The following is a 26,630-nucleotide window of genomic DNA, read 5'->3' as shown; positions in this document are numbered from 1 at the left end:
AGGGGGTTGGCCCCGGCAGTTATAGAACCTCGAACGACCTCTTGCCAGCAGCATCACGCCCCTGAATGCAGTTAAACTGGTCGCCTTTCCTTGAGGAGTCCGCCATGAGCGAACCAACCGATATCGACAACGACGACGAAGCGTTCGCCGAGAGCACCTTGACCCAGGCCATCGAAAACCAGATCGAGACCGACAATCCGCCAGCAGCCAAGGCAATTTTCAACAAACTGACCCTGGTGGGTTACGAGCGCGAAGAGATCCTCAACCTGATGGCCCATGTGCTGGCGGTGGAGATCGATGCAATGCTCGATGAGGATCGCGCATTCAATACTGAGTGGTACGAGACCGCATTGCGCGCCCTGCCGGAGCTGCCGCCCGAGAATCAGTAAATCCCCTGGATTTGCAGCGCCCCCTGTCTACACTGACAACGCCCCGCCACCACCCGGGTCCGAGGCGCTGTCCCCACCGTCCGCCATACACGCATCGAAGACTGGACAGCGCGCTCAACTGCGATCACCTTAGGGGCGCTGTCGTCCAATAATTCCTAGAAAGTCTGGAGTCCTTATGTCGTATACCCCTGAGTTGGTTGCCGAACTGGAAATCCTTGCACTGTTCAATCTGGACAATTCCCAGGAAGGCCTGAAAATTCATCAGACCGCCGCGCCAAAAGCCATCGCCGCTGCCCAACGCCTGTTCGAGAAAGAGCTGATCACCCAAGCCGACGGCGGTTACCTGACCAGCCTGGGCCGTGACGCAGCCGAGCATGCCCAAGGCCTGCTGACCATCCTGGCCATCAAAGAAGCCGCCTGACCCTTCGCCGCGCCCACGGGATCTCTTCCTGCCGGATCTCGCGGGCGCCGACGACAAAACGCCGAAAAACCGGCGTCAAGAAAAATTCTATTTAAGCGTCCTTGCACTTCGGCGCTAAACTGCCACCCTTGTGACCCCCTTCCTTTCGAGCCCCGCGAGCCGGTTTGAGTTAGACATGACGCGCACCCACGAAATTCGCCCGAACCTGGACGAGGGAATCGATCGCAAAGTCCTCAGCCAACTGCGCGCGCGCTTCCTCAAGCTCAACCAGGGACGCCTGGACCGCGCCCTCGAAGGTCTGTCACCGCGCCAACAGGTGGTGCTGAACCTGTTGCCGCTGTTTTTCCACGTCAATCACCCGCTGCTGCCCGGTTATGTCTCGGGCAGCACCCCGGCCGGGCTATCGCATTACGAGCCCGGCGAACTGGCCCTGGCCGAAGCCCAGCGCCTGACTCGCTCCTTTTCCTACAAGACCCGCCACGGCAATCCGCCGCGGCCGATCCACGGCCTGTTTCTGATGGGCAGCCTCGGCACCCTCGCCCAGGCCGAGCAAAGCGACATGGACATGTGGGTCTGCCACGCCAGCGATCTGAGCCAGGGCGAACTGGCCGAACTGCGCAAGAAATGCCAGTTGCTCGAGGACTGGGCCGCCAGCCAGGGCGCCGAGGCACATTTCTTCCTGATCGACCCAAGCCGCTTCGTGCGCGGCGAGCGCGACACGCAACTGAGCTCGGAAGACTGCGGCACCACCCAGCACTACCTGTTGCTGGACGAGTTCTACCGCACCGCCATCTGGCTCGCCGGGCGCACACCGCTGTGGTGGCTGGTGCCGGTGTACGAGGAACAGCACTACGACCAGTACACCCACACCTTGTTGTCCAAGCGTTTTATCCGCGCCAACGAAACTCTCGATCTCGGTCACCTGGCGCGGATTCCGCCAGGGGAATTCATCGGGGCCGGACTCTGGCAACTGTTCAAGGGCATCGAGTCGCCCTACAAATCGGTGCTCAAGCTGCTGCTGATCGAGGTCTACGCCAGCGAACACCCGCAGGTCGAGTGCCTGAGCCTGCGTTTCAAGCAGGCGGTGTTCGCCAATCACCTGGACCTCGACGAGCTGGACCCCTATATCGTGGTCTACCGGCGCATCGAGGAGTACCTCAAGATCCGCAACGAACCGGAACGCCTGGAACTGGTGCGGCGCAGCCTGTACCTGAAGGTCAACCGCAAGCTCACCGGCCCGAACGCGCGCAGCACGAGCTGGCAGCGCCGGTTGCTGGAGCGCCTGGCCAGCGAATGGGGCTGGGACCGCCGGCAACTGGCGCTGCTCGACAGCCGCAGCCAATGGAAAGTCCGCCAGGTCAGCGCTGAACGCCGGGCCCTGGTCAATGAGCTCAACTACAGCTACCGCTTCCTGACTCAGTTCGCCCGCACCGAACAGGCGGTCAGCCTGATCAACAAGCGCGACCTCAATGTCCTCGGCCGCCGCCTGTACGCCGCGTTCGAGCGCAAGGCCGGCAAGATCGAGTTCATCAACCCCGGCATCGCCCCGGACTTGGCCGAAGACACCCTCACCCTGGTCCAGTCGCCCAACCGCAAGGAACCGGGGCAATCCCACTGGGGCCTGTACAACGGCAGTCTGAATGCCCTGGAATGGGAAAATTTCGCCCCGATCAAGCGCAGCCGCGAACTGCTGGAACTGCTGACCTGGTGTCATCGCAACGGCGTGATCGACCCTACCACGCGCCTGTCGCTGCACCCTGGCAGCAGCGACCTGACCGAGTTCGAACTGTTCAACCTGCTCGGCAGCCTGCAACAGACCCTCGCCCTGCCGCTGGGCAGCGTCAGCGAGGAGCAATTGCTGCGCCCCAGCATCGCCGCCGAAGTGTTGATCCTGGTGAATATCGGCGTGGACCCGCTCAAGCACCACCGCGACCTGAATATCCTGATGACCACCGAGCGCACCGACTCCCTGAGTTACGCCGGGGTCAGGGAAAACCTGGTGCTGACCCTCGATAAGGTCACGCTCAACAGCTGGAACGAAGTGCTGATCAACCGTTACCACGGCCCTCACGCACTGCTCGACTGCGTGCGCGATTACCTCAACCACCTGCCTGTCGGTCGCCCACTGCCGCGGGTGCGGGTGCGCTGCTTCTGCCACAACCGCGCACAGTTTATTGCCCAGCGGGTCGAGGAAGTGCTCAACACCGCCCAGGAACTGTTGCTCGGCAGCCTCAACCATCGTTATCTGGTCCAGGTCCAGCAGCACTATCACGTCCTCGAACTGGTGCAAGGCCAGGTCAAGCATGTCGCCCTGGACAACCTGCCGGCGCTGTTCAACTACCTGAACCAGGACCTGTCCGCCTACAGCCCGCTGTACCTGGACATCCGGGCGATGGAGGAGCACGACCTGGCCCTGGTACTGCCCATGGGCCAGCCTGAATGCGTGCAGGTGTTCTATCGGATCAACGAGACCTACGCCGAACTGTATGTGCTCGACGAGTTCAACGCCCTCTGGCAACAGCGCCTGCCGTTCCACGACGAGCAAAGCCTGCTGGTGCCGCTGCAACGCTTCCTGCAGTCGATTCTCTACCGTCGCGAGGCGTTGATGCCCATGGACACGACACAGCCCGCGGCGGCGCTGGAAACCCTGTACTACCAGTTGCTGCCTTCGGCACCGGGGCGGGCGCGGCGGGTCGAAACCCGGCCGGCGCCACAAACACCGGTCAACAAACCGTTCTATGACGTCCAGGCGATTGTCGGCAAGGCCGGGACCGATGCGGTCCAGGTCACCTTGTACTGCAATCAGCGGGAATTTTCCGAACTGGAATACGGCGACCAGCTGTTTATCACGGTCGCCCGGGAAATCGTCGGCCAACGCCGGGAAATCGAACGCTACCGCTGCTACATCACCGACCTCGACTTGAGCGCGCTGATCGGTGACGGACAGGGTTCGAGCAATCTCTACCTGCGCTACAAGGCCGAACTGGAAAGCGCACTGAACCTGGCATTGGATCAGGTCTGAGGGCACCCGCGGCGGATGACGGGTATGCGCCTGCGCCCGGTCAGGGGCGCCACGGCGGGCTCAGAGGTGGAAGTCGCCGGCGGCTTCCGGCTGGTATTCCACTTCCAGCAGGTTCAGCTTCAGGGTCTTGCCGCCTGGAGCCGGCCAATCGATATGCTGGCCGACCTGCAAACCGAGCAGCGCGCTGCCCACCGGCGCGAGAATGGAAATCCGCCCTTCATCGGCATTGGCGTCCTGCGGATACACCAGGGTCAGGCGATAATCCTTGCCGCTGACCTCTTCACGGCAGTGCACCCGGGAGTTCATGGTCACGACACCGGCGGACACTTCTTCGTGACCGACCACGCTGTCGGCACGGTCCAGTTCGGCTTGCAACGCGATGACGCCGGGCAGCGTGTCGTCCAGGCTGTCGATCAGGCGCTCCAGACGTTGCACGTCAAGGCGGGTGAGGATGATGGAAGGTGCGGTGCTCATGATCCAGGCAGACTCCTTTTTTCTGCACGATAAAAGCAAAACCCCGCCACGAAAGGCGGGGTTTTCACAGGCCTCGTCAACGCGAGGCGTAGTCCGACACTACCACAGCAGCGTAAATACACAACCCGGGGGAAGACGGCAAAAGTCTGTTCAGGACAGACGTGGGCCTTGTGGGAGCTGGCTTGCCGGCGATGGCGGTGGTGAATGTGACATCGCAACCGCCAGCAAGCCGGCTCCCACAGGTTTCGCAGGGCTTTCAAGCCCCCATTCCCAGGCCCTCAGGCCTGCGCCTGGCGCTGCCGGGCCTGCTCGCAGATCACCCGGCGACGGGCGTCATCCGCCGAACGCCACTCGCGAATATCCTCGACATGCCGAAAACAGCCGATACAAATTTTCTGCTCGTCCAGCCGGCAAAGACTCACACAAGGCGACGGCACGGCCGAACTGACGTTGCTGTACAACGGCTTGGCGGGGCGTACCGGCGCGGTTTGCTGCGTCACGATCAGATCTCTTCGAAATCCAGGTCGACACCCGCCTGCTCCAGGGTAAAGCGCGCCAGGATCTCGTTGAGCTTCTCTTCGCTCTTCACGCAGAACCAATAGCTGCCGTCTTCATCCTCGCTGGTGCTTTCCTTGTACTCGAAGTGATAACCGCCGGTGGGCTTGGACGTCGCCAGCCAGAGCTGACGCAGAGGCTCCTGGCGACTGAAGATCAACTGGCTGCCGCCTTCGAACTTCACGGTGAGCACACCGCCGGAGTTTTCCAGGTCCACATCCAGGCCACTCTCGTCGAACACATCTTCCAGATTTTGCTGGGTGTTATCGACCAGATCGTGAAAACGGGCTTCAGTCAAACTCATTGCGCGAACCTCGAAAAATGCGTGTCCCTTCAAGCGCCGCAAGATACGAGCGCTCCCGGACGATTGCAAAGCATAACCACGTGGGGCCAAGAGTGACATCAATAATCCACAAACGGTGCCCGGGTGCCGCCGGACGGGCAGCGGCCCGCATAGGCAAGCCGCCGGGTGGCCGGTATACTCCGGCGCAATTAACGCTTTTTCAAAGGATTTCGCCATGAAGCGCCTGATCTCTTCCCTTGCTGCGCTCCTCGCGATCGCTTGCCTCGTCTCCGCCTGTGGTCAAAAAGGTCCGCTGTATCTGCCGGATGACAGCCAGAACCCGGACGACCAGGCCAAGTCCTCGCAAGCCAAAGCGCACCAGCACGACACCTACTAAGGGATCACCATGGAAGCTTTTAACTACCGTGGCGGTGAGCTGTTCGCGGAAGGTGTAGCCTTGTCCGCCATTGCCGAGCGCTTTGGCACGCCAACCTACGTCTATTCCCGCGCCCACATCGAGGCGCAGTACAACGCCTATGCCAACGCCCTCGAAGGCATGCCGCACCTGGTCTGCTTCGCGGTGAAAGCCAACTCCAACCTGGGCGTGCTGAACGTCCTGGCACGCCTCGGTGCCGGTTTCGACATCGTTTCCCGTGGTGAACTGGAACGTGTCCTGGCCGCCGGCGGCAGCGCCGACAAGATCGTCTTCTCCGGCGTCGGCAAGACCCGCGAAGACATGCGTCGCGCCCTGGAAGTCGGCGTGCACTGCTTCAATATCGAGTCCACCGACGAGCTGGAGCGCCTGCAAGTGGTGGCGGCCGAGCTGGGCGTGCGTGCGCCGATCTCGTTGCGGGTCAACCCGGATGTCGATGCCGGCACCCACCCGTACATCTCCACCGGGCTTAAAGAGAACAAGTTCGGCATCGCCATTGCCGATGCCGAAGATGTCTACATCCGCGCCGCACAGCTGCCGAACCTGGAAGTGCTGGGCGTCGATTGCCATATCGGCTCGCAACTGACCACCCTGGAACCCTTCCTCGATGCCCTCGACCGCCTGCTGGCGCTGATCGACCGCCTCGGCGAATGCGGCATCCACCTGCAGCACATCGACCTCGGTGGCGGCGTGGGCGTGCGTTATCGCGACGAAGAGCCGCCACAGGTGGCCGACTACATCAAGGCCGTGCGCGAACGCATCGCCGGTCGCGACCTGGCGCTGATGTTCGAACCGGGCCGCTACATAGTCGCCAATGCCGGCGTGCTGCTGACTCAGGTCGAGTACCTCAAGCACACCGAGCACAAGGATTTCGCCATCGTCGACGCGGCGATGAACGACCTGATCCGCCCGGCCCTGTACCAGGCCTGGATGGACGTCAGCGCCGTGCGTCCGCGCGAAGCCGCCGGGCGGGTCTACGACATCGTCGGGCCGATCTGCGAGACCGGTGACTTCCTCGCCAAGGAACGTCAGCTGACCCTTGAGGAAGGCGACCTGCTGGCCGTGCACTCGGCCGGCGCCTACGGTTTCGTCATGAGTTCCAACTACAACACTCGCGGCCGCGCCGCCGAAGTGCTGGTGGATGGCGAGCAGATGTTCGAAGTGCGTCGTCGCGAGACGGTCGCCGAGTTGTATGCCGGCGAAAGCCTGCTGCCGGAGTAAGACCATGCTGCTGCGTTTTACCAAGATGCACGGCCTGGGCAACGACTTCATGGTCCTCGACCTGGTCAGCCAGCACGCGCACATCCAGCCCAAGCACGCCAAGCAATGGGGTGACCGGCACACCGGCATCGGCTTCGACCAATTGCTGATCGTCGAGGCACCGAGCAATCCGGAAGTGGATTTCCGCTATCGGATCTTCAACTCGGACGGTTCGGAAGTGGAACAGTGCGGCAACGGCGCGCGCTGTTTCGCCCGTTTCGTACTCGACAAACGCCTGACCGCCAAGCGCCTGATCCGCGTCGAAACCAAGAGCGGGATCATCGAGCTGGATGTCCGCCAGGACGGCCAGATCAGCGTGAACATGGGCCCGCCGCGCCTGGCGCCGGCCGAGATTCCGTTCCAGGCCGAGCAACAGGCCACGAGCTACGCCGTGGAGGTCGACGGCCAGAGCGTCGACCTGGCCGCCGTGTCCATGGGCAATCCCCATGCGGTGCTGCGGGTCAGCGACATCAACAGCGCACCGGTGCATGAGTTGGGACCGAAGATCGAACATCACCCGCGCTTTCCGGCCCGGGTCAATGTCGGCTTCCTGCAAGTGATTGACCGCCACCGCGCACAACTGCGAGTCTGGGAGCGTGGCGCCGGGGAAACCCAGGCCTGCGGGACCGGTGCCTGCGCCGCCGCGGTGGCCGCCATCAGCCAGGGTTGGATGGATTCGCCGGTGACCCTCGACCTGCCGGGTGGACGCCTGTCCATCGAATGGGCGGGTGTCGGCGAACCGGTGATGATGACTGGCCCAGCCGTTCGGGTGTATGAAGGACAAGTGCGTCTATAAGCGAGCCAATACCATGACCGACCAGCCTCAGGTTCCAGCCGAACAGCCCAACGAGCCGCCTGCACAGAGCCTTGAGGCGGCGCAGGTCGCCGCCTACCTGGAGGCCAATGCGGATTTCTTCGTCGAACACGAGGAACTGCTGCCGGCGTTGCGTATTCCCCATCGACGCGGCGATACCGTGTCGTTGGTCGAGCGCCAGATGAAGATCCTCCGCGAGCGCAACATCGAAATGCGCCATCGCCTGTCGCAACTGATGGATGTGGCCCGGGACAACGATCGACTGTTCGAGAAAACCCGCCGCCTGATCCTCGCGCTGATGGACGCCGCCAGCCTCGACGACCTGGTCATGGCCGTGGAAGACAGCCTGCGCGAGGATTTCCAGGTGCCCTTCGTCAGCCTGATCCTGTTCGGCGACAACGCCATGCCGGTAGGTCGCTGGGTCAGCCATGCCGAAGCCCAGCAAGCCATCGGCGGCCTGCTCTCGGAAGGCAAGAGCATCAGCGGCAGCCTGCGTGAACACGAGCTGGACTTCCTGTTCGGTGAAGAACAACGCAAGCAGATTGGCTCTACCGCGGTGGTCGCCATCAGTCATCAGGGTGTGCATGGCGTCCTCGCCGTGGCCAGCCGTGACCCGCAACACTACAAAAGCTCGGTGGGCACCCTGTTCCTCAGCTATATCGCCGAAGTCATGGGCCGCGTGGTTCCACGCTTCACCCCCGCCCTGCGCTCGGTGCGCTAGCCATGGAACGACAGCTGGACGCCTACTGCGAGCACCTGCGCAGTGAGCGCCAGGTGTCGCCCCACACGCTGCAAGCCTATCGCCGCGACCTGGACAAGGTCCTGGCCTTTTGCGCCAAGGAACAGATCGGCAGTTGGAGCGCCCTGGATATCCAGCGTCTGCGCCGGCTGATCGCCCGCCTGCACCAGCAGGGCCAATCCTCTCGCAGCCTGGCCCGCCTGCTTTCGGCGGTGCGTGGGCTGTATCAATACCTCAACCGCGAAGGCCTGTGCACTCACGACCCGGCCACCGGCCTGGCACCGCCCAAGGGCGAACGGCGCCTGCCCAAGACCCTGGACACCGACCGCGCCCTGCAATTGCTCGACGGCGGGGTGGAGGACGACTTTATCGCTCGTCGCGACCAGGCCATTCTCGAGCTGTTCTACTCCTCGGGCCTGCGCCTGTCGGAGCTGACCGGACTCGATCTGGAGCAGCTGGACCTGGCTGACGGCCTGGTGCAGGTCCACGGCAAAGGCAGCAAGACCCGCGTCCTGCCGATCGGTCGCAAAGCCCGGGAGGCGTTGCAGAACTGGCTGCCGTTGCGCGCCCTGAGCAATCCGCCCGACGACGCCGTGTTTGTCAGCCAGCAAGGCCGTCGCCTCGGGCCCCGGGCCATTCAGTTGCGGGTCAAGGCCGCCGGCGAGCGCGAACTGGGGCAGAACCTGCACCCGCACATGCTCCGGCACTCCTTCGCCAGCCACCTGCTGGAGTCGTCCCAGGACCTGCGCGCCGTGCAGGAACTGCTCGGCCACGCGGACATCAAGACCACGCAGATCTACACCCACCTGGACTTCCAGCACCTGGCAACCGTCTATGACAGCGCCCATCCCCGGGCCAAACGCAGCAAGGACAGTGAGCAATGACGATTCAGCTGATCACCTTCGACCTCGACGATACCCTGTGGGATACCGCACCGGTGATCCACAGCGCGGAGAACGTTTTGCGTGAATGGCTGGCCGAACATGCACCAAACCTGGGCGGCGTGCCGGTGGAGCATCTGTGGGCGATTCGCGAACGGGTGTTGCTCCAGGAGCCGACGCTCAAGCACCGCATCAGCGCCTTGCGTCGGCGGGTGCTGTTCCATGCCCTGGAAGAGGCCGGTTACTCGCACGCACAGGCTTCACTGCTGGCGGATGAGAGCTTCGAGGTATTTATCCACGCCCGGCACCAGATCGAGGTGTTCCCGGAGGTCGAGCCAACCCTGCAGGCCCTGGGCCGCTCCTTTGCCCTGGGCGTGGTCACCAATGGCAACGCGGACGTGCGCCGCCTCGGGCTCGCCGACTATTTCCGCTTTGCGCTGTGCGCCGAAGACATCGGCATTGCCAAGCCGGACGCACGGCTGTTCCATGAAGCCCTGGTGCGTGGCGGCAATGTCCCGGCCAGCGCGGCGGTGCATATTGGCGACCACCCTGGGGACGACATAGCCGGTGCCCAGCAGGCCGGCCTGCGGGCGATCTGGTACAACCCGACGGGCAAGGCTTGGGAGGCGCAGCGGCAGCCGGATGCGCAGGTTCGCAGCCTGACCGAGTTGCCAGCGCTGCTGGCCAGTTGGAACACCGCCGACTGAACGCGTGCCCCTGTAGGAGCAAGCTTGCTCGCGCTCACCGGCGCAGCCGGTGCCAAACACCACTGTCCGCCCATGAAAAAGCCCGCAGCGACGGCGGGCTGTTTCAACCAAGCAGAAACCCGGCGCTGAGACTCAGATAGGCCGACTGCCGTATTTGTTGTCCGGCTTCTTGGGCGGATCGGCCACCACATTGGCCTCGACTTCCTGCACCTTGCCGCCACGCGCGAGGAACTCTTCCATGGCCTTGGCCAGGGCATCGCGTTCCTTGTTCTTGGCTTCAACGCTCGGCAGTTCGTCAACCGACACCGCTGCCTTGGCCTTGCCCTTGGCAGTCGGTACCGGCGCGTCACCACCGTCGTCATCGGCAACGTCTACGTCTTCAGCCGCCGCTTCCAAGCCTTCTTCGGCTTCGTCGTCTTCACCGACCTCGAGGTCGTCGTTTTCCAGATCATCGTCGCTCATGTTCTACCTCATGACTTGCGAAAAGCAGATTAGTTATAGCCCAGCTACGCCGACTGTCGAAGGCCGCCGGAAAAAATTCAACATCCGCTGCATACCAGCGGCTTATGCCCCGTCACCGTAAAGGGTGGCAAGGACTTTACGAGCACCGCCATGATCCCGGTGCTCGCCCAGATAGACACCTTGCCAGCTGCCCAGGGCCAACCGTCCCGCCGTCACCGGCAAAGTCAGCTGACAGCCAAGCAAACTGGCCTTGAAGTGCGCCGGCAGGTCGTCCGCGCCTTCGTCGTTGTGTTCATAATCGGCCTTGACCTGGGGTACCAGCCGGTTGAAAAAACGTTCGAAGTCGCGACGGACCGCCGGATCGGCATTCTCGTTGATGGTCAACGAGGCCGAGGTATGCTGCAGCCACAAATGCAACAGACCGACCTGGCATGCCTGGAGCCCAGGCAAACCGTCGAGCAACTCCTGGGTCACCAAATGAAAACCCCGGGGCCTGGCCCGCAAGGTAATCAGGGTCTGTTGCCACATACAGTTCTCCGCCCTTCGGCGCGCATTCTAGCGCGCTGTGGAAAAAAGCAAAGCGCCTAATACTCTTGCTTTGCTGTAAGCAATCGGCCCTTACAAAAACGCCCTGGGGTTTTGGCCGTAATGCCTTTGGATAAATCCTTTCAGTCCGTTTTCCAATGACAAATTCCAGACAAAAAAATGCCCGGCAAGCCGGGCAATTTTTTTTGCAGCCTTTACACGTTGTAGCCACGCTCGTTGTGTTGCGCCAGGTCCAGGCCCACCGACTCTTCGTCGTCGGTCACGCGCAGCCCCATCACGGCGTCCAGCACCTTGAGGATGATGAAGGTCACGATCGCGGTGTAGATGACAGTGAAGCCGACACCTTTGCACTGAATCCAGACTTGTGCGGCGACATCGGTGGTAGCGGTGTTGAAGCCGCCCATGGACGGTGCGGCGAACACACCGGTCAGGATCGCGCCGAGGATACCGCCGATACCGTGCACACCGAAGGCGTCCAGGGAGTCGTCGTAGCCCAGTTTGCGTTTCAGCGTAGTGGCGCAGAAGAAGCACACCACACCCGCCGCCAGGCCGATGATCAGCGAGCCCATTGGGCCCACGGTGCCAGCAGCCGGAGTAATGGCAACCAGACCGGCAACCACACCCGAAGCGATGCCCAGGGCACTTGGCTTACCGTGGGTCAGCCACTCGGCGAACATCCAGCCCAGCGCAGCGGCGGCGGTAGCGATCTGGGTGACCAGCATCGCCATACCGGCGGTGCCGTTGGCCGCGGAGGCGGAACCGGCGTTGAAGCCGAACCAGCCGACCCACAGCATGGCCGCGCCCATCAGGGTGTAACCAAGGTTGTGTGGCGCCATCGGGGTGGTCGGGAAGCCTTTGCGCTTGCCCAGCACCAGGCAGGCCACGAGACCGGCGACACCGGCGTTGATGTGGACCACGGTGCCGCCGGCGAAGTCGAGCACGCCCCAGTCGCCCAGCAGGGAACCCGGACCGCTCCAGACCATGTGCGCAATCGGCGCATAGACCAGGGTGAACCACACGCCCATGAACACCAGCATCGCGGAGAACTTCATGCGTTCGGCGAAGGCACCGACGACCAGCGCCGGAGTGATGATGGCGAAGGTCATCTGGTAGGTGACGTACACCGCCTCGGGGAACAGCGCCGTCGGCCCGGTGATGCTGGCTGGCGTGATACCGGCGAGGAAGGCCTTGGCCAGGCTACCGACGAAGGAGTTGTAGTTGACGACGTTGGCTTCCATCCCGGTGGTGTCGAACGCCATGCTGTAGCCATAAATGAACCACAGAATGGTGATCAGGCCGGTAATGGCGAAGCACTGCATCATCACGGAAAGAATGTTTTTCGAGCGCACCATGCCGCCGTAGAACAGCGCGAGGCCTGGGATCGTCATGAACAGCACGAGGGCTGTCGAGGTCAGCATCCAGCTGGTATCGCCGGAATTGAGGACTGGAGCTGGTACCGGGTCCGCCGCCATGGCCAAGGCTGGCATTACGAGGGACAACAGGGCTCCTAGCCCTGCGAATTTACGCAGAGTCATATTGTTTTCTCCTGGGGCGTTGGGGTTTGGCGGCTTAGATTGCGTCGGTATCGGTTTCGCCGGTACGGATGCGAATAGCCTGTTCCAGATTGACCACAAAGATCTTGCCGTCACCGATCTTGCCGGTGTTGGCCGCCTTGGTTATCGCCTCGATAACCCGGTCAAGATCCTTGTCGTCAATGGCGACATCAATCTTCACCTTGGGCAGGAAGTCGACCACGTATTCCGCGCCGCGATACAGCTCGGTGTGACCCTTCTGCCGACCGAAGCCTTTGACCTCAGTAACGGTAATGCCCTGCACGCCGATCTCGGACAGCGACTCGCGCACGTCGTCCAACTTGAACGGCTTGATGATGGCAGTGACTAGCTTCATGAAACTCTCTCCCGAATTGGTGGACTTGCCCCAGGAAAACAAACCCGACTCAAGTCTAAGCGCAGTGCCTGGCTTTGTAACGCATCGTCGGTCCACATCTACCGCTCGACGCCAGCTAACCGCTGCTGGCGAAACTTCCCAGCTTCGTCTGCCGCACTGCATTCGTCACAGCGACTGCATCAGTGCATGGGTCACTGGCAACTAAGCAGAAAGCTTGCCAGCTCCGTAAAAACCAATGTTTTCAGTCCCTTGGCCGCCGTGAAGGGTGAAAAAACACGTTGCACCAGAGCCATACGCACAACAACGGTGCGCAGGACGCTAGCGCGATGCGCGAAAACCGTGCACCCGCCCCCATGGAAATCACTATAGACACTGCGTGGTACACTGGCCGGTAATCTGTTTCCGGAACCTTAGCCATGCTTGCGCCCAAAGCTTTCCTCGATGCCCTGAGCGGCCACGCCTCCCGTTTGTTCAGCGGCGAAACACCCCTGCCCCGCCAGGAATTCGAAAATCAGTTCAAGGTGTTGTTGCAGAGCGGCTTCAGCAAGCTGGACCTGGTCAGCCGGGAGGAGTTCGATAGCCAGATGGTGGTGTTGGCGCGGACCCGTGCGCGGCTGGAGAGCCTGGAGGCGAAAGTGGCGGAGTTGGAGGCGAAGCTGAATCCGCCGGTGGAGTGACGTTTCATTGCCTGCTCCTGCTTTGTGCGGGAGCGGTGGATTGCCATCCGACGCTCACTGAGAGAGTCAGAGTGCGTGGGCTGGGCGAGCCAACAGCCACCCAGCCTTGCTCAGACGACGAAAAGCCTAGGGCTCGAACGACCGTCTCCACTGCCTGACAACGTCAACCGAAGTCATTGGCAGTGCAGAACAGGAACGGTACCCAGTGGATTGATGGCCAAAAACGCAGGCTGCTTATGCTCCGCGGCCGGCAGGTCGATTTTGACAAACTCCACTTGAGAGCCCAGCCCTTTTTTGGCCAAGACGATTCGAATACGTAGCGGGTTAGGAAAACCTGGGATATCGAAAATTTTCATACGTGCCCCATGGCACCTACCTACTGATAGACATATAGTGCGCAGAGCTTTTCGAATCCGTCAAAGACTATCTGCCGATAGAGAGGTGATTTTTCATGGCGACGCCTGACACCCGTGAAACCATCATGGCAACGGCCAGAAAGATGGTGCAGCGATGGGGTTACAACGGCCTGAGCTTTCGCGAACTCGCCAAGGATGTGGGCATTAAAAGCGCCAGCATTCACTACCACTTTCCCAGCAAAGGGGATCTGGGTGCAGCGCTAGCACGCCGCTATACCGAAGACGGCGTTTCTTACCTGCAAGGTTTGCGGGACGCATCTGACGATGTAAGTGTCTGGATGAAGGGTTACACAGATATTTTTCGCATGGCATTAATCAACGACAACCGCATGTGCCTCTGCGGCATTATGGCGGCAGAGTTCGACGACCTCCCTCAAGAGGTTCGGATTGAAGTGGATGGTTTTACCCGCGCAAATGTTGACTGGCTGACGGAGGTGCTCCAGGTGAGCAAACCTCACATCTCAGCAGAAAAGCGAAGAGAACATGCACTGGCGATTTATGCTGCGGTCGAAGGCGCTCAGCTTGTGGCTCGTGGACGCGGGGATATTTCAGTATTCGACAGCGCTGTAGCCACCTATCAGGCGCTGGGTTTATTGCCGGCGTGATTTAGCTCAGGTGCGAAGCGTGGGCCATTGCACAATCGCCATCGCTTTGCCCAGGTTGAGGCGCCGGAGGAGCACCGGCGCTGTGAGCCGCAAATCCACCCAACCGGCATGGCTGTTGGCGATAACCTCTGCGCTGCTCACCCGATTTGACAGGCCCATTCATATATCACTTGACATATGTGTAATTGCACACATAAATTAGGTCATGACTCAATTATCTGGTACCGACCTCTGCTATTGCCTTGCTGTCAGGCGCAGTGCTCGGCATATGACACGCCTGTACGACCGCAATCTGGCGGGCGCCAATATTTCTATTTCGCAGTTTTCTATTTTGGCGAAAGTGCACGAGCGACCTGGCATTTCCATCGCCGAGCTTGCTGAAGCCATGGTGATGGAGAGAACCACCTTGGTCAGGGCACTCAAACCCCTGCAAACGGAGGGCCTTGTTGATAGTCGGGCTGAAGGCCCTAGATCCGCACTCAGTCTGTCGCTCTCGGCAAGTGGTTTGTCCAAGATCAGTGAATGCGAACCTCTTTGGGAGGCGGCACAGAAAGAGTACGAAGCTCAGATCGGCCGTGATCGTGCGGCGTCGATACGGGAGTCTTTGAAGCTTGACGTCGAGGGTCGCTAATTTTTTGCACTTATATGTGTAATTACACATATAAAATCAACCGAGGGCTGGCGATGAAAGCTTTTCCGAAAATCCAGAACGGGGTCGATGTCGATCCCGCCGATCGAATCAGCGCTATCGATTTTGTAAACCGAGTGAACTGGTGGTTCGAGACGTGGGACGTAGAAGCGATGGTTGATGCATTCCTACCTGATGCCGTTGCTTACCATTTCCACGGCACCATTAACGGGCACGAGCAAATCCGACACTTTTTTGCTCACGATTACCCGTACCTGATTCCAGGCGTGAGTCGCCACGCCACAAACCACATTGTTGATACGGATGAGGAAGGCGTAGTCGTTCGCTATCAGAACTTGCTGGTGCGCTACGCAACCCCTGAGTCGGCTGCCGTCCTTGGTGCCGGGCAAGCGATAAAAAGCACTGACGATCTCCCGGCAATATGGCTGTACTCACCGATGATGGACCGTCTCCGTCGAACCGCAACAGGCTGGAAAATTTCTGAGCGTTACATCGGAGGCTCCACCGTCAACACGCGCCTTGACCCAACCACTAAGGACGCCAGTGAAATAGCCCCTTACATGCCCAAGCGCCAAGACACCTAAAGCATATCGCCAGAATGACAACGCTGGCCTTTTCAGACTAACCAGGGCTAACCAATGAATATCGCAGGATCTGTTGTTTTCGTAACAGGGGCCAGTCGTGGCTTGGGTTTGGCATTTGCCAAGGCCGCCTTGGCACAAGGTGCTTCCAAGGTTTATGCCGGGGTTCGTGATCCGGACCGCTTCGATGTTCCCGGACTGATACCGGTAAAAATCGACGTGACGGACTCGGCGTCTGTGACACAGGCTGTCGCGCACTGCCCGGATACGACGCTATTGGTCAACAATGCTGGCATCGCTGTTCTGAATGAGGGAGCTTTGGATTCAGGCCTGATCGAGTTGTCTCGACACTTGATGGACACTAACTGTTACGGCATCGTGCGTGTAACTCAGGCGTTTGCTCCCATACTGGCGGCCAATGGCGGGGGCGCCGTAATTAATGTGCTATCGGACGTGACATGGCTGAGCATACCGATGCTGGCTGCTTATGCCGCATCCAAGTCCGCAGCCTGGAGTGTGACCAACGCACTACGTCTGGGGTTGAAATCGCAAAATACTCACGTATTGGCGTTGCACGTAGGGTTTATCGATACCGATCTTACCAAGGGCTTTGACGTACCCAAGTCGGCTCCTGAAGTCGTGGCTCGTGTCGCTTTCGCAGGGCTGGAATCTGGCGAGTTAGAAGTGTTGGCCGACGAAGGCACTCGTTTTATCAAGTCGACCTTATCGCTTTCTGACGCGGTTTATTTCAATCCTCCATCACCTGTTTAGGTAAGAAAGGGCGCGGTGAAAATCCGATCGCCAGCGTTGATGTTCGAGCCACCGCCAAGGTTGTTAGCCTATAGGCGTACAAAAAACAGATTCCTGTATGCCTATAGGCTGACAACCCCACTGTGAGGGACGGCGCACTAGCCTTGCGCTCTCGCGAAGGCAGGAGCCATGTAGTCTTGCTCACGCTGCGAAAGGCCCAGGGCTTGAGCAACCGTTCGCCATTGGCTAACAGCATCAACGCAGTCGGCGATGATCTCATCCGCGTCCCCCATACCCACCCGAAAAAAACCGGCCACCTCTCTGGCGAGTTCAAGATCCAGGGCGTTGTCGTACTCGGTGATATTGAGCTTCAGACCGTCGCCATCGGGCACGGGATTCAAGTCGTATGCGTTGGACAGACGCCAGCCCTTGCCTGGCTCAAGGATGAAGCCATGATTACGCAAGTGGTCATCCGTGTTCGAAACCAGAATATTGAACACGATGCGCGTCCAGAGCTCCTCCAGATCCCGCTTGGTATCTGAGCCATTTCGCATCAGAACTTCAGCCAGCTCCATATAACTGACACCACTGCCAGCGTCATCACCGTCGACGTGACCGGTGAGCGTCATGGCAGATGCAAAATGGAGGCGGCTGCCGGCCGCGGTCCGGTCGAAGCGCTTGACCATGAAGCAGTGATAGTTGCTCGCATAGCGCTTGGCCATTGCCGAGGCGACGTTCAGACCGCAGGCTTGCGCGAGCGCATTGACCACCAACTCCCACCCACCGACATCGTAGGTGTCTCGCGTAGAGGGGAGCTTGGCGATCCACAAATGCCCGTCATCGTCAGCCACGCTAGCCTTTGGCCGGGCGCCACCAAGTGAACCACCGGGTGCGATCAGCATGCGCAACCATTCCCGGCCATCCGCCGCCCTGTTGTCCGGGTCGAGCTCCAACTCACGGCTGGCGCGCTCAAGAGCGTAAATTTCAACGAAGGGTGGAGCGGCTACATTGTGCTGGTCGTCGAGAAAACCGCCCTCATCATTCAGTCGATACCGAAGGGCGCCAACCCGATAGAGGTCATGGACACCGAGCAGAAAGTCCGACTCACCCAGTCTCTTGTTCGCAGGAGCCAAGCCGTCACGGATATCGCGCTCCAGGCGACGCTTCATAAGCAGTCGGCCCCAGCGATCAGGACAGGAGTCGCCGAATACCCCAAACATGTCGCGGCCACCGCCTGGATACTGAGCTCCAGCGTAGGGGCCAATACTCGGGTCGATCTGAACGGTGCTCAATACGGGATTTTTCAGCGCCAGCGGGTCATTTTCGTACTCGAACTTCTCTAATTGGCGCGTCTTCCGAGCATGCAGCCAGCCGAGACGCTGAGGCTCATCCAGCCCGTCCCAGTCGGCGTAAACCCCAATCATGGTACTCATTGTTTGTCAGCCCTTCGACGAGGCGGGATCAAGGCTGCCAGTGAGTCACCGCTAATTGCGCCGTTGTCGCTTTGGATTACAACCTGGGAGGCCGCAGCCTTCTTGGGAACACGCGCCTTGTGAACCGTGTCTTTCCCCAACGGATCCTGCGGCGTGTTCTTTTGAAGTCTCGGCGCTTCGCCTGGGGCTCGTGCGGAGGTCAGTGTTTTTTTCTTGCTCGGAAGAAGACTCACATCTTGCAGGTGACGGCCAAGCTCGTCCTCGCCAGCGAGCTTGGCCAGGTCCTTCTCAAGCCCCAGCACCTGCATGACAGCCAAATAAGCGCCGATGGTGCTGCCGGACGAACCGTGCTCAAGGGCGCGCAGGGTCATCTGGGACATGCCGGCGCGTTCGGCAGCCTGTTTGGCCGTGATTTTGCGCCGCAATCGGGCGAGTTTAAGCCGTTCACCGAGGTCTGCAAGCAGGCGCTCGGTTACCGGTAAAAGCGGTGCAATTTTCTTGGCCATACTGTTATTCCTTCACTTAAGCGAAGTAAGTGAAGGAATAATAGCACTTAACTAATACCACTCAAGTGCAATTATTTTGGCTACATCGCTACCTAAGTGCAAAATTAATTGCACTCTTGTTCACTCCCTCGGGGGTGCCTCCTTTCTGATCATTTCTCACCTCAGAAATTACCAACGATCCCGGCATGATCCTCCCTGATGAACCAGACAACGAATCGTCTGGACACATAAAAGCCCCAAGGCCCCTCCCCCGCTCAACTAATCTTCCAGAACCGCAGGAAGCGGCCCCTTTGCGTTCAAGGAAAGAGTATGTCCCCGGCCATCGTCCACAGCCGCGCCCAAGTGGGCGTGGAAGCACCCGCCGTCACCGTCGAAACCCATCTGGCCAGCGGCCTTCCGATGCTTACACTGGTTGGACTGCCCGAAACGCACCGTGGTGGAAACGAGCGTCACGCCTGCTTCCATCGTTTTCGTGAGGTTGGGGCCTCCTCGACGCACCGGAGGACTGCACAGAGCCACCGGCACCCGCTTTAATGTTCAAGCCATCGCTAAAATTGTTAGCCTATAGGCATACAAGATATCTATTTCTGTACACCTATAGGCTGTCAAACATAATACTTCGTTAGTCTATAGGCTAACAAAAATGCTAAACTGTTAGCCTATAGGCATACATAAATGCCTATTTTGATAGCTTATAGGCTGTCAAAAAGGAGATTTTATGCGTAATTCCTCACTCAGTAACCTGCGCCTGGCCCAGGTGGAACGGGCCCTCGAGCCCTTCGTAACCCTCAAAGGGAAAACTATCCCTCGTGGTGGCTGGCTGCGCTCGATTCGAGAATCCCTGGGTAGAACTGTGCGCAGTCAGGCTGCTCTGCTCGGCGTGGCGCCCGCTACGCTTCAAAAATCCGAGCAATCGGAGGCAGATGACCGAATTACCCTTGGGCAACTGAGAAAACTGGCCAATGGACTGGACTGCGAGCTTGTCTATGCACTGATACCGAAGAAGCCTTTGCATGACATGGTCGAAGAGCGCGCAGAATCGTTGGCCCGGAAAGAAGTCATGGGGGTTTCGCACATGATGACCCTTGAAGACCAACGGCCGTCCGACTCATTCATCGAGCGCAAGGTAACTGAACGGCGCCAGGAACTCCTGGCTGGAACGTGGGCTCGACTATGGCGGTAGAACTCGAACTGAAACCCGGCCAAACCCCTCTGGATCCTGACGAAGCCGCAGGCCTCAAGCCAAAACATATCAGTACCCAGGGCGAGCTTGACGAGTGGGAAGCGGAAAACTTACTCAAGGCCCGGCAATGGCTGAATCGCCAGAAAAAGCTTGAGGTGCTTAACGAACACTTCTGCCGCGACCTTCACAAGAAGATGTTCAGCGACACATGGGTCTGGGCTGGCACATTTCGTAGAACTGAAAAAAACATCGGCTGTGATCCGATACAGATCTCGATCAAGCTGGATCAGCTTCTAGGTAATGTCGCGTACTGGGTAGAGAACGAGACGTTCACACCTGATGAAATAGCGGCTCGCTTTCATCACCAGCTCGTGTCGATACACCCCTTCCCAAACGGAAATGGCCGGCATGCTCGTTACATGACCGATGCTCTTCTAAGGCAGTGCGGTTGCACTGATTTCTCCTGGGGTAACGGGAATCCGGTTTCGACCAATGAGGTGCGTAATCGCTATATCCAGTCCCTCCGTGACGCCGATGCCGGCGATTACACCCCACTTATGGTCTTCGTACGCAGTTGAGCAACATTGAGCCGCCCTTGGGAGCCACGGACTGGACACAGTGAGCGTGCGGTCCACTGTTGCCATCACTACCAAGAGAAAAAGATTCCAATACAATTTCTTCGCCGCCCTAGCCATTCCACTCCCGGGCGACTGAAACGGTGAAGAACCTAGGTATATGTGGCCCCGTCATGCGGGGCCTACTTGTTTCTGGCGACCTCACTGCCCGACGTTAATCCAGCGTCACGCGTCCACAAAAAGACAACGAATCGTCTGGACACATAAAAGCCCCCAAGCCCTTCCCTCCGTTCAACTAGTCTTCCAGAACCGCAGGAAGCGGCCCCTTCGCGTTCAAGGAAAGAGCATGTCCCTGGCCATCGTCCACAGTCGCGCCCAGGTGGGCGTGGAAGCCCCCGCCGTCACCGTCGAAACCCATCTGGCCAACGGCCTGCCGATGCTGACGCTGGTCGGGCTGCCCGAAACCGCCGTGAAGGAAAGCAAGGACCGGGTCCGCAGTGCGATCCTCAACTCGGCTCTCGACTTTCCGGCACGACGCATCACCCTCAACCTCGCCCCAGCCGACCTGCCCAAGGACGGCGGACGCTTCGACCTGGCAATCGCCCTCGGCATCCTCGCCGCCAGTGTGCAGGTGCCAGCCCTGACCCTGGACAATTTGGAATGCCTGGGCGAACTGGCCTTGTCCGGCGCCATCCGCCCGGTGCAAGGCGTGTTGCCGGCGGCCCTGGCCGCACGTGCCGCCGGGCGCACGCTGGTGGTGCCGCAAGCCAATGCCGAAGAGGCCTCGCTGGCCTCCGGGCTGACGGTGATTGCCGTCGACCATCTGCTGCAACTGGTGGCCCATCTCAACGGGCATGCGCCGATCACACCCTTCGAATCCAATGGCCTGTTGCACCTGAGCAAGCCCTACCCGGACCTGAGCGAAGTACAAGGCCAACTCGCCGCCAAGCGCGCCCTGCTGATCGCCGCCGCCGGAGCACATAACCTGCTGCTCAGCGGCCCGCCTGGCACCGGCAAGACCCTGCTCGCCAGCCGCCTCCCCGGCCTGCTACCGCCGCTGGACGAACAGGAAGCGCTGGAGGTCGCGGCCATCCAGTCGGTTGCCAGCCATGTACCCTTGAGCAGTTGGCCGCAGCGACCGTTTCGCCAACCCCACCATTCCGCGTCGGGCCCGGCGCTGGTGGGTGGTGGCCCTCGACCGCGACCCGGTGAAATTACCCTGGCCCATCACGGCGTGCTGTTCCTCGATGAATTGCCGGAATTCGACCGCAAGGTATTGGAGGTGTTGCGCGAACCACTGGAGTCCGGCCATATCGTGATTTCCCGGGCCCGCGACCGGGTGCGCTTCCCGGCACGCTTCCAACTGGTAGCGGCGATGAATCCCTGCCCCTGTGGATATCTTGGCGATCCCAGTGGACGTTGCCGCTGTACCCCGGAACAGATCCAGCGCTACAGCAACAAACTCTCCGGCCCGCTGCTGGACCGCATCGACCTGCACCTGACAGTGGCCCGAGAAGCCACGGCGCTCAGCCCCAGCCAGCAAGATGGCGACAACACCGCCCAGGCCGCCGCCCGAGTCGCCGAAGCCCGGCAACGCCAGCAACAGCGTCAAGGCTGTGCCAATGCATTTCTCGATTTACCGGCACTGCGCGCGCACTGCAAGTTATCCACAGGCGATGAAAAATGGTTGGAGACGGCCTGTGAACGACTGACACTTTCGCTGCGGGCAGCCCATCGGTTGCTCAAGGTGGCGCGCACTTTGGCCGATCTGGAACAGGTGGAACATATCGAGCGTGAACACTTGGCCGAAGCGCTTCAGTACCGTCCAGTGTCCCAATAGGCAGGACGTCACTTGAACCAGGCCGGGCCGAAACATTGCGTTATCGGCCGGCCCATCCCCAAAGGGTTATTCCTTGCTCAAATCCACCAATGGCGTGCCCCGCACCTCCGTCTTGCGTCCATCCTGAATCTGCGTCACCCGCTGCACCGCCTTATCCACAGCCGCTTTGTCCGCCAGCAGGCTGTAACTGATCTGAAACTGGCGTTTCTGCCCGGCCTCGATAGTCGGCACCAGCCCCAGCGGACGCTGGTAATGGCGGTTATAGGAGAAGCTGGTCCCCGGCTCCAGCCCGGTGACATAACCCTGGCCCTGGGTATCGGTGTTTTTCCACAGGGAGAACACCGGCAGTTGCTGGGTATTGAACCCGAGCGAAACCCCGAGACTGCCGGCCTTGTTGTGCAACACCGCCAGGGTGTCGCCCTTGGCATCGGCATACGGCACGACGTTGTAGACGGTCTCGTCATAGTCCTTGGTCGGCGCGCGATAGGTCTGCCAGTCCGCCAGGTCGCCCTTGGCCTTGTCGTTGAACGGCGAGACCTGCTTCACCGGCGCCACGAAACGCGCGCCCTGCTCCAGGAACGGGGTGCTGAAGTTGCTGTGGTACAGCGCCTGGTATTCCTTGGGATAGTCGCCGTTGTTGGTCAGCGTGTCGTTGAGCGCAAAGCTCACGCTGCCAGGCACCGTCAACAGCTCGGTGACCACCGAGAAGTCGACTTTCTTGAACGCCTGCTCCTTCAGCTCACCCTGCAAACGAATGGCATAAGGTGGCTTCTCGTCGATATGCAGCGAGACCTTGCTGGCCGGAATATTCGCCGCCCGCCCGTGCAAGGTCAGCAGTTCACCGTTATCGAGCCCCGGATGCCCGACCCACTCATAGCCGCAACGCACCACCAACTCGTTGAAACCCTCCAGCCAGCCCAAGCCACCACGGCCATTGAGCTCGATAAAGGCCGGATTGACCACTTCCTTAACGGGCGAGTCCCAGCCCAGGCGCACATCGCCCACGGACGCGTGCAGGACGTTCATGCCGCGCGTCGGGACCACTGAGAGTTTCATCGTGCCGTTATCGATGTCGACGATGCTGACCCCTTCCTGGCGACCACCGTGCAAGGTGCGCATCGTGATGGAGAAAGGCTTGGCGGTCTTGATCCCCAGTTGTTGACTGGTGATCTGCCGGTTCTGCGCGGGCGTGTCGCTGTCGAGCAGCACGTAGTCCCAGGCCATGGCGTGGGAAGCAGCGGTCAGGGCGGTAACGCCGAAGAGCAAGCGGAGAGAAGTCATGGGCTGTCCTTATTGGAGTTGTTCGACTTTTATAGCGCTGATGAAACGTTTCAGCAAGTCAGCCAAACAAATATCCGTCAGCTCGAGGACCGCCTGTACTCCCCCGTATTTCAGCGTCTGCGACGAGGCGCCGCCTCAGCGAAACTGATCCACCTCCTGACGCAGCTCCGTCGCCAGGGTCTCCAGCTCCCGGGCCGTGACCGCCAGATTGGACACCACCTCGCGTTGCTCGCTGTTGGCCAGGGCAATGCCCTGCAGGTTGCCGCTGAGCCGGGTCGCGGTGCTGCTCTGTTCCTGGGTTGCGGTGGTGATAACGGCGAACTGCTGCCCGGCCGAACGGCTCTGCTCGTCAATCTGCGCCAAGGCCGAAGCCACGTTGGCATTGCGCGACAGACCTTCCTGCATCAGCCGATTGCCCTCTTCCATGGTGTTGATGGCGTGATCGGTCTGTTGCTGGATGCTCTGGATCATCCCGGAGATTTGCTCGGTGGCCTCACGGGTACGCCCCGCCAGGCTACGCACCTCATCCGCCACCACGGCAAAGCCGCGGCCCTGCTCACCGGCACGGGCGGCTTCGATGGCCGCGTTCAGCGCCAACAGATTGGTCTGATCGGCAATCGAGGTGATCACCCCGACAATCCCGCCGATCTCCTCGGAGCGTTGCCCCAGGGCGTTGATCACCTGCGCCGTGCTGCCGAGGGAACCGGCGATCTGTTCCAGGGACGTCGAGGCCTCCTCCATGGCGGTGCGCCCGATGCGCGTCTGCCGGGCATTCTCCTGGGCCAGCCGCTCAGTATTGCCCATGTTGTCGGCGATATTCAGCGAGGTGGCACTGAACTGCTTCACGGCACCGGCCATGCTGCTGATCTCGCCGGATTGCTGTTCGATCCCTTCATAGGCACCGCCGGACAAGCCGGTAAGTACATGGGCACGGCTGCTGACCTCGGCAGCCGCCTTGCGGATGTGTTCGACCATCGATGACAGCGCCTGCCCCATCTGGTTGAAGCTGTCGGCCAACTGGCCAATCTCGTCATGACTGGACAGGTTCAGACGTACGCTCAAATCCCCGGCCCCCAGGGCTTGCGCCTGGCGCACCAAGTCGCCCAAGGGGCGCAACTTGCTGCGCAGCAGCCAGATCGCCGCGCCGACCGCCAGCAGCATGGCCAGCAGGCTGCCAATCACCAGTCGAATGCCGACACTCCAGGTCACGGCGCGGATCTCGGCCTTGGGCATGCTCGCCACTACGGTCCACGGCCCCCCTTCAAAGGTCACCGCCACGCTGTAGAAATCCTCGCTTTTGTCACTCCAGAAGCGCCCATGGCCCGGTTGCCGGACCAGATCGACGACCACCGGGATTGCCGGTGCAAGATCCGTCACCCCGGCAGGCGGCACCAGCCAATGCTTCTGCTCATCGAGCAAGGCCAGGGAACCGGTCGTGCCGATGCGAAAGCGCTTGAGGTTGTCGAACTGCGCATTCTGCGCATCGGTGTAGTCGAAACCGACGAACAGCACAGCGATCACCTTACCGTCGGCATCGCGCACCGGGGTGTACTGGGTCATGTAGGAGCGGTCGAACAGCAGTGCCCGCCCGACGTACGCCTGGCCCGCCAGCAAACGCTGGTAGGCCGGATGCTGGTGATCGAGCAAGGTGCCGATGGCGCGACTGCCGTCCTGCTTGGTCAGAGAGGTGCTGACCCGGACGAAATCTTCACCGCTACGCACGAATAGAGTCGCGACACCCGCGGACATCTGCTTGAACGTGTCCACTTCGGTGAAATTGTTGTTCAGCAGCTCAGTGCCCAGGTACAGGCCCGGAGCTTGCACGCTGCCCACAGCGATCATTTGCTCGGGGCGCACGCTCAGGCCACTGCTGAAACGCTTTTCGAACAGCCCGCTCAGGCGCTGGGTACTTTCGCGCAAGGTGCCGTGGAAGGTGTTCAACTGGTCGGCCAGCAGGCGCGCCTCGCTGGCCAGGTGTTCCTCGCGGGTGTCGAGGTTGGCCGAGTCCAGCGAACGCAGGGCAAACACGGTGCTACCACTGATCACCAGCGCCAGGATAACGGCGAGTGCCAACCCCAGCTGCGAGGCTATACGGGCACGAGGTCGAGACATGATGAGGCTCCTGGGCGGGCGGCGAATCCTGTGGGTACTGTCAGGCCGCGCGGAAACATTTCCAATGAACAAGGCATGAGCGAACCGCTTGGGACGGCGGTTCCATGTCGGTAGATTCGGCGGCGCCAGCGAATACTTGAGTCATTTGAACGGATATCAGTGGCCGCCAAAAACAGCGTATCAGCCCAGGCGCTCGACATCGGGCAAGACCATGGCCGCGACCTCGCCCTGAAGAAAATCGCTGAGCCGCCGCAGGCGCTCGCCGCCCGGCCGGGTTTTCGGCCAGACCAGGTAATATTGCTCACCACTATCGACGGCGGTCGGCCACGGCAAACTCAAACGTCCCTGGGCCACGTCCTCGGCCACCATCAGCAGGTCCCCCATAGACACCCCGTAACCCCGCGCCGCGGCAATCATGCCCAGCTCCAGGGTATCGAACAGCTGGCCGCCCTTGAGGGAGATCCGTTCGGACAGGCCCATGCGCTCCAGCCAACTGCGCCAGTCTCGCCGATCGGGCGTCGGGTGCAACAGCTCGACGCTGGCCAGACGCTCGGCATCCCAAGGCTGCTCATTGAGCAGCGTAGGTGCTCCCACCGGAATCAACCACTCGGAAAACAGGTAACTGGCCTCCCAGTCAGGCGGGAAATGGCCGTTGCTGAGCAACACCGCACAATCAAATGGCTCCTGGTTGAAGTCCACGCTGTCGACATCCATCCAGGCACTGGTGAGCTGCACCTCATTGCCTTCCTGCAAATGCCGGAAACGGCTCAGCCGCGCCAGCAGCCAGCGCATGGTCAGGGTCGACGGCGCTTTCATGCGCAGGATGTCGTCTTCAGCGCGCAAGGTATTGCAAGCCCGCTCCAGGGCGCCGAAGCCCTCGCGGATCCCCGGCAGCAGCAAGCGCGCGGACTCGGTCAGTTGCAGATTGCGCCCGTTACGCTGAAACAGCCGGCAGGCAAAGTGCTCTTCGAGCGTACGAATATGCCGGCTGACCGCACTTTGGGTAATGGACAGCTCCTCCGCCGCCCGGGTGAACGAGCTGTGGCGGGCCGCAGCTTCGAAAGCGCGCAAGGCATACAGGGGGGGCAGACGACGAGACATGGGGAGCGCTCCGATAACGCAATGCGG

30 protein-coding genes and 1 pseudogene are annotated in these 26,630 nt (G+C 60.6%); 18 read left to right on the top strand and 13 right to left on the bottom strand.

Annotation, left to right across the window (positions count from 1 at the left end; translation table 11 throughout):
• Positions 1-104 precede the first annotated feature (104 nt).
• From AC07VG_RS18130 to AC07VG_RS18120, 3 genes are all read left to right on the top strand, one after another.
• Positions 105-389, top strand: a complete 285-nt coding sequence (locus tag AC07VG_RS18130) for a hypothetical protein (RefSeq protein ID WP_495000073.1) — start codon at positions 105-107, stop codon at positions 387-389.
• Between the two features lie 175 nt (positions 390-564).
• Positions 565-810 (top strand): TIGR02647 family protein, encoded by a 246-nt coding sequence (locus AC07VG_RS18125; RefSeq protein WP_495000074.1) that lies wholly within the window; start codon positions 565-567, stop codon positions 808-810.
• A gap of 175 nt (positions 811-985) precedes the next feature.
• Positions 986-3,832, top strand: a complete 2,847-nt coding sequence (locus AC07VG_RS18120) for a class I adenylate cyclase (protein WP_495021628.1) — start codon at positions 986-988, stop codon at positions 3,830-3,832.
• Between the two features lie 60 nt (positions 3,833-3,892).
• Here the strand turns inward: AC07VG_RS18120 and rnk are convergent, their stop codons facing one another.
• From rnk to cyaY, 3 genes are all read right to left on the bottom strand, one after another.
• Positions 3,893-4,306: a nucleoside diphosphate kinase regulator gene (rnk, locus tag AC07VG_RS18115; protein ID WP_495000076.1), complete on the bottom strand. Its 414-nt coding sequence runs from the start codon at positions 4,304-4,306 to the stop codon at positions 3,893-3,895.
• Positions 4,307-4,584: 278 nt separating this feature from the next.
• On the bottom strand, positions 4,585-4,809 hold the full coding sequence (locus tag AC07VG_RS18110) for a DUF1289 domain-containing protein (RefSeq protein ID WP_495000296.1): 225 nt from the start codon (positions 4,807-4,809) through the stop codon (positions 4,585-4,587).
• Complete coding sequence (gene cyaY / locus AC07VG_RS18105) at positions 4,809-5,165, bottom strand: iron donor protein CyaY (RefSeq protein ID WP_495000077.1); 357 nt, start codon at positions 5,163-5,165, stop codon at positions 4,809-4,811. Before cyaY ends, AC07VG_RS18110 begins: the two co-directional genes overlap by 1 nt.
• A gap of 214 nt (positions 5,166-5,379) precedes the next feature.
• Between cyaY and lptM the strand changes: the two genes are divergently transcribed.
• Genes lptM through AC07VG_RS18075 form a run of 6 tightly spaced genes read left to right on the top strand, consistent with a single transcriptional unit; the run spans position 5,380 to position 9,978 of the window.
• Entirely contained in the window at positions 5,380-5,541 is a 162-nt protein-coding gene (gene lptM, locus AC07VG_RS18100; RefSeq protein ID WP_495000078.1) for an LPS translocon maturation chaperone LptM, read from the top strand.
• 9 nt (positions 5,542-5,550) lie between these two features.
• On the top strand, positions 5,551-6,798 hold the full coding sequence (gene lysA, locus AC07VG_RS18095) for a diaminopimelate decarboxylase (protein WP_495000079.1): 1,248 nt from the start codon (positions 5,551-5,553) through the stop codon (positions 6,796-6,798).
• Positions 6,799-6,802: 4 nt separating this feature from the next.
• On the top strand, positions 6,803-7,633 hold the full coding sequence (dapF, locus tag AC07VG_RS18090; protein WP_495000080.1) for a diaminopimelate epimerase: 831 nt from the start codon (positions 6,803-6,805) through the stop codon (positions 7,631-7,633).
• 13 nt (positions 7,634-7,646) lie between these two features.
• On the top strand, positions 7,647-8,372 hold the full coding sequence (locus tag AC07VG_RS18085; RefSeq protein ID WP_495000081.1) for a DUF484 family protein: 726 nt from the start codon (positions 7,647-7,649) through the stop codon (positions 8,370-8,372).
• A gap of 2 nt (positions 8,373-8,374) precedes the next feature.
• Positions 8,375-9,274, top strand: a complete 900-nt coding sequence (xerC, locus tag AC07VG_RS18080; protein ID WP_495000082.1) for a tyrosine recombinase XerC — start codon at positions 8,375-8,377, stop codon at positions 9,272-9,274.
• A complete protein-coding gene (locus AC07VG_RS18075) occupies positions 9,271-9,978 on the top strand; it encodes an HAD family hydrolase (protein WP_495000083.1) in 708 nt (235 codons plus the stop codon). The genes xerC and AC07VG_RS18075 overlap by 4 nt, the downstream gene beginning before the upstream one ends.
• Positions 9,979-10,110: 132 nt before the next feature.
• On the opposite strand, the gene sutA is transcribed toward AC07VG_RS18075, so the two are convergent.
• The 4 genes from sutA to glnK form a co-directional block, all read right to left on the bottom strand.
• On the bottom strand, positions 10,111-10,440 hold the full coding sequence (sutA, locus tag AC07VG_RS18070; RefSeq protein WP_495000084.1) for a dormancy-specific transcriptional regulator SutA: 330 nt from the start codon (positions 10,438-10,440) through the stop codon (positions 10,111-10,113).
• 102 nt (positions 10,441-10,542) lie between these two features.
• Complete coding sequence (locus AC07VG_RS18065; RefSeq protein WP_248794970.1) at positions 10,543-10,968, bottom strand: secondary thiamine-phosphate synthase enzyme YjbQ; 426 nt, start codon at positions 10,966-10,968, stop codon at positions 10,543-10,545.
• A gap of 212 nt (positions 10,969-11,180) precedes the next feature.
• Positions 11,181-12,521 carry an ammonium transporter gene (locus tag AC07VG_RS18060; RefSeq protein WP_495000085.1) on the bottom strand — a complete coding sequence of 447 codons (1,341 nt, stop codon included), beginning with the start codon at positions 12,519-12,521 and terminating at the stop codon, positions 11,181-11,183.
• Between the two features lie 34 nt (positions 12,522-12,555).
• A complete protein-coding gene (gene glnK, locus AC07VG_RS18055; protein ID WP_002555808.1) occupies positions 12,556-12,894 on the bottom strand; it encodes a P-II family nitrogen regulator in 339 nt (112 codons plus the stop codon).
• A 416-nt stretch (positions 12,895-13,310) separates the two neighbouring features.
• On the opposite strand from glnK, the gene AC07VG_RS18050 reads away from it, so the two are divergent.
• Positions 13,311-13,571 (top strand): accessory factor UbiK family protein, encoded by a 261-nt coding sequence (locus AC07VG_RS18050; RefSeq protein ID WP_495021627.1) that lies wholly within the window; start codon positions 13,311-13,313, stop codon positions 13,569-13,571.
• A gap of 173 nt (positions 13,572-13,744) precedes the next feature.
• Here the strand turns inward: AC07VG_RS18050 and AC07VG_RS18045 are convergent, their stop codons facing one another.
• Positions 13,745-13,927 (bottom strand): glutathione S-transferase N-terminal domain-containing protein, encoded by a 183-nt coding sequence (locus AC07VG_RS18045; protein ID WP_495000086.1) that lies wholly within the window; start codon positions 13,925-13,927, stop codon positions 13,745-13,747.
• Positions 13,928-14,022: 95 nt separating this feature from the next.
• Here AC07VG_RS18045 and AC07VG_RS18040 point away from each other — a divergent pair, with 95 nt between their 5' ends.
• The 4 genes from AC07VG_RS18040 to AC07VG_RS18025 all read left to right on the top strand — a co-directional run bounded on the left by AC07VG_RS18040 (position 14,023) and on the right by AC07VG_RS18025 (position 16,593).
• Positions 14,023-14,592, top strand: coding sequence for a TetR/AcrR family transcriptional regulator (locus tag AC07VG_RS18040; RefSeq protein ID WP_495021626.1), 570 nt, complete (start codon positions 14,023-14,025; stop codon positions 14,590-14,592).
• A 268-nt stretch (positions 14,593-14,860) separates the two neighbouring features.
• Positions 14,861-15,223 carry a MarR family winged helix-turn-helix transcriptional regulator gene (locus AC07VG_RS18035; RefSeq protein ID WP_495021625.1) on the top strand — a complete coding sequence of 121 codons (363 nt, stop codon included), beginning with the start codon at positions 14,861-14,863 and terminating at the stop codon, positions 15,221-15,223.
• 53 nt (positions 15,224-15,276) lie between these two features.
• Positions 15,277-15,825 carry a nuclear transport factor 2 family protein gene (locus tag AC07VG_RS18030; RefSeq protein WP_495000089.1) on the top strand — a complete coding sequence of 183 codons (549 nt, stop codon included), beginning with the start codon at positions 15,277-15,279 and terminating at the stop codon, positions 15,823-15,825.
• Between the two features lie 54 nt (positions 15,826-15,879).
• Entirely contained in the window at positions 15,880-16,593 is a 714-nt protein-coding gene (locus AC07VG_RS18025; RefSeq protein ID WP_495021624.1) for an SDR family oxidoreductase, read from the top strand.
• Positions 16,594-16,730: 137 nt separating this feature from the next.
• Here AC07VG_RS18025 and AC07VG_RS18020 read toward each other — a convergent pair whose 3' ends face one another.
• Both AC07VG_RS18020 and AC07VG_RS18015 read right to left on the bottom strand, forming a co-directional pair.
• Positions 16,731-18,005, bottom strand: a complete 1,275-nt coding sequence (locus AC07VG_RS18020) for a type II toxin-antitoxin system HipA family toxin (protein WP_495021623.1) — start codon at positions 18,003-18,005, stop codon at positions 16,731-16,733.
• Positions 18,002-18,511, bottom strand: coding sequence for a helix-turn-helix domain-containing protein (locus tag AC07VG_RS18015; protein ID WP_495021622.1), 510 nt, complete (start codon positions 18,509-18,511; stop codon positions 18,002-18,004). Before AC07VG_RS18015 ends, AC07VG_RS18020 begins: the two co-directional genes overlap by 4 nt.
• Before the next feature lie 309 nt (positions 18,512-18,820).
• Between AC07VG_RS18015 and AC07VG_RS18010 the strand changes: the two are divergent.
• The 4 genes and pseudogenes from AC07VG_RS18010 to AC07VG_RS17995 all read left to right on the top strand — a co-directional run.
• Positions 18,821-18,940: pseudogene (locus AC07VG_RS18010) on the top strand (hypothetical protein); the annotation flags it as partial.
• A gap of 289 nt (positions 18,941-19,229) precedes the next feature.
• Positions 19,230-19,694, top strand: coding sequence for a mobile mystery protein A (locus AC07VG_RS18005; RefSeq protein WP_495000093.1), 465 nt, complete (start codon positions 19,230-19,232; stop codon positions 19,692-19,694).
• The gene (locus AC07VG_RS18000; RefSeq protein WP_495000094.1) at positions 19,685-20,272 is read left to right on the top strand and encodes a mobile mystery protein B; all 588 of its coding nucleotides are present in this window, start codon (positions 19,685-19,687) and stop codon (positions 20,270-20,272) included. Before AC07VG_RS18005 ends, AC07VG_RS18000 begins: the two co-directional genes overlap by 10 nt.
• A 343-nt stretch (positions 20,273-20,615) precedes the next feature.
• Positions 20,616-22,109: a YifB family Mg chelatase-like AAA ATPase gene (locus AC07VG_RS17995; RefSeq protein WP_495021621.1), complete on the top strand. Its 1,494-nt coding sequence runs from the start codon at positions 20,616-20,618 to the stop codon at positions 22,107-22,109.
• A gap of 66 nt (positions 22,110-22,175) precedes the next feature.
• Here the strand turns inward: AC07VG_RS17995 and AC07VG_RS17990 are convergent, their stop codons facing one another.
• The 3 genes from AC07VG_RS17990 to AC07VG_RS17980 all read right to left on the bottom strand — a co-directional run bounded on the left by AC07VG_RS17990 (position 22,176) and on the right by AC07VG_RS17980 (position 26,603).
• A complete protein-coding gene (locus tag AC07VG_RS17990) occupies positions 22,176-23,390 on the bottom strand; it encodes an aldose 1-epimerase family protein (protein WP_495000102.1) in 1,215 nt (404 codons plus the stop codon).
• A gap of 135 nt (positions 23,391-23,525) precedes the next feature.
• On the bottom strand, positions 23,526-25,502 hold the full coding sequence (locus AC07VG_RS17985; protein WP_495000103.1) for a methyl-accepting chemotaxis protein: 1,977 nt from the start codon (positions 25,500-25,502) through the stop codon (positions 23,526-23,528).
• Positions 25,503-25,682: 180 nt separating this feature from the next.
• Positions 25,683-26,603 carry a LysR substrate-binding domain-containing protein gene (locus AC07VG_RS17980; RefSeq protein WP_495000104.1) on the bottom strand — a complete coding sequence of 307 codons (921 nt, stop codon included), beginning with the start codon at positions 26,601-26,603 and terminating at the stop codon, positions 25,683-25,685.
• Positions 26,604-26,630 lie beyond the last annotated feature (27 nt).

The organism is Pseudomonas sp. GW821-FHT03C07 (assembly GCF_059420925.1).
This window is presented reverse-complemented; position numbering and strand designations above follow the sequence as displayed.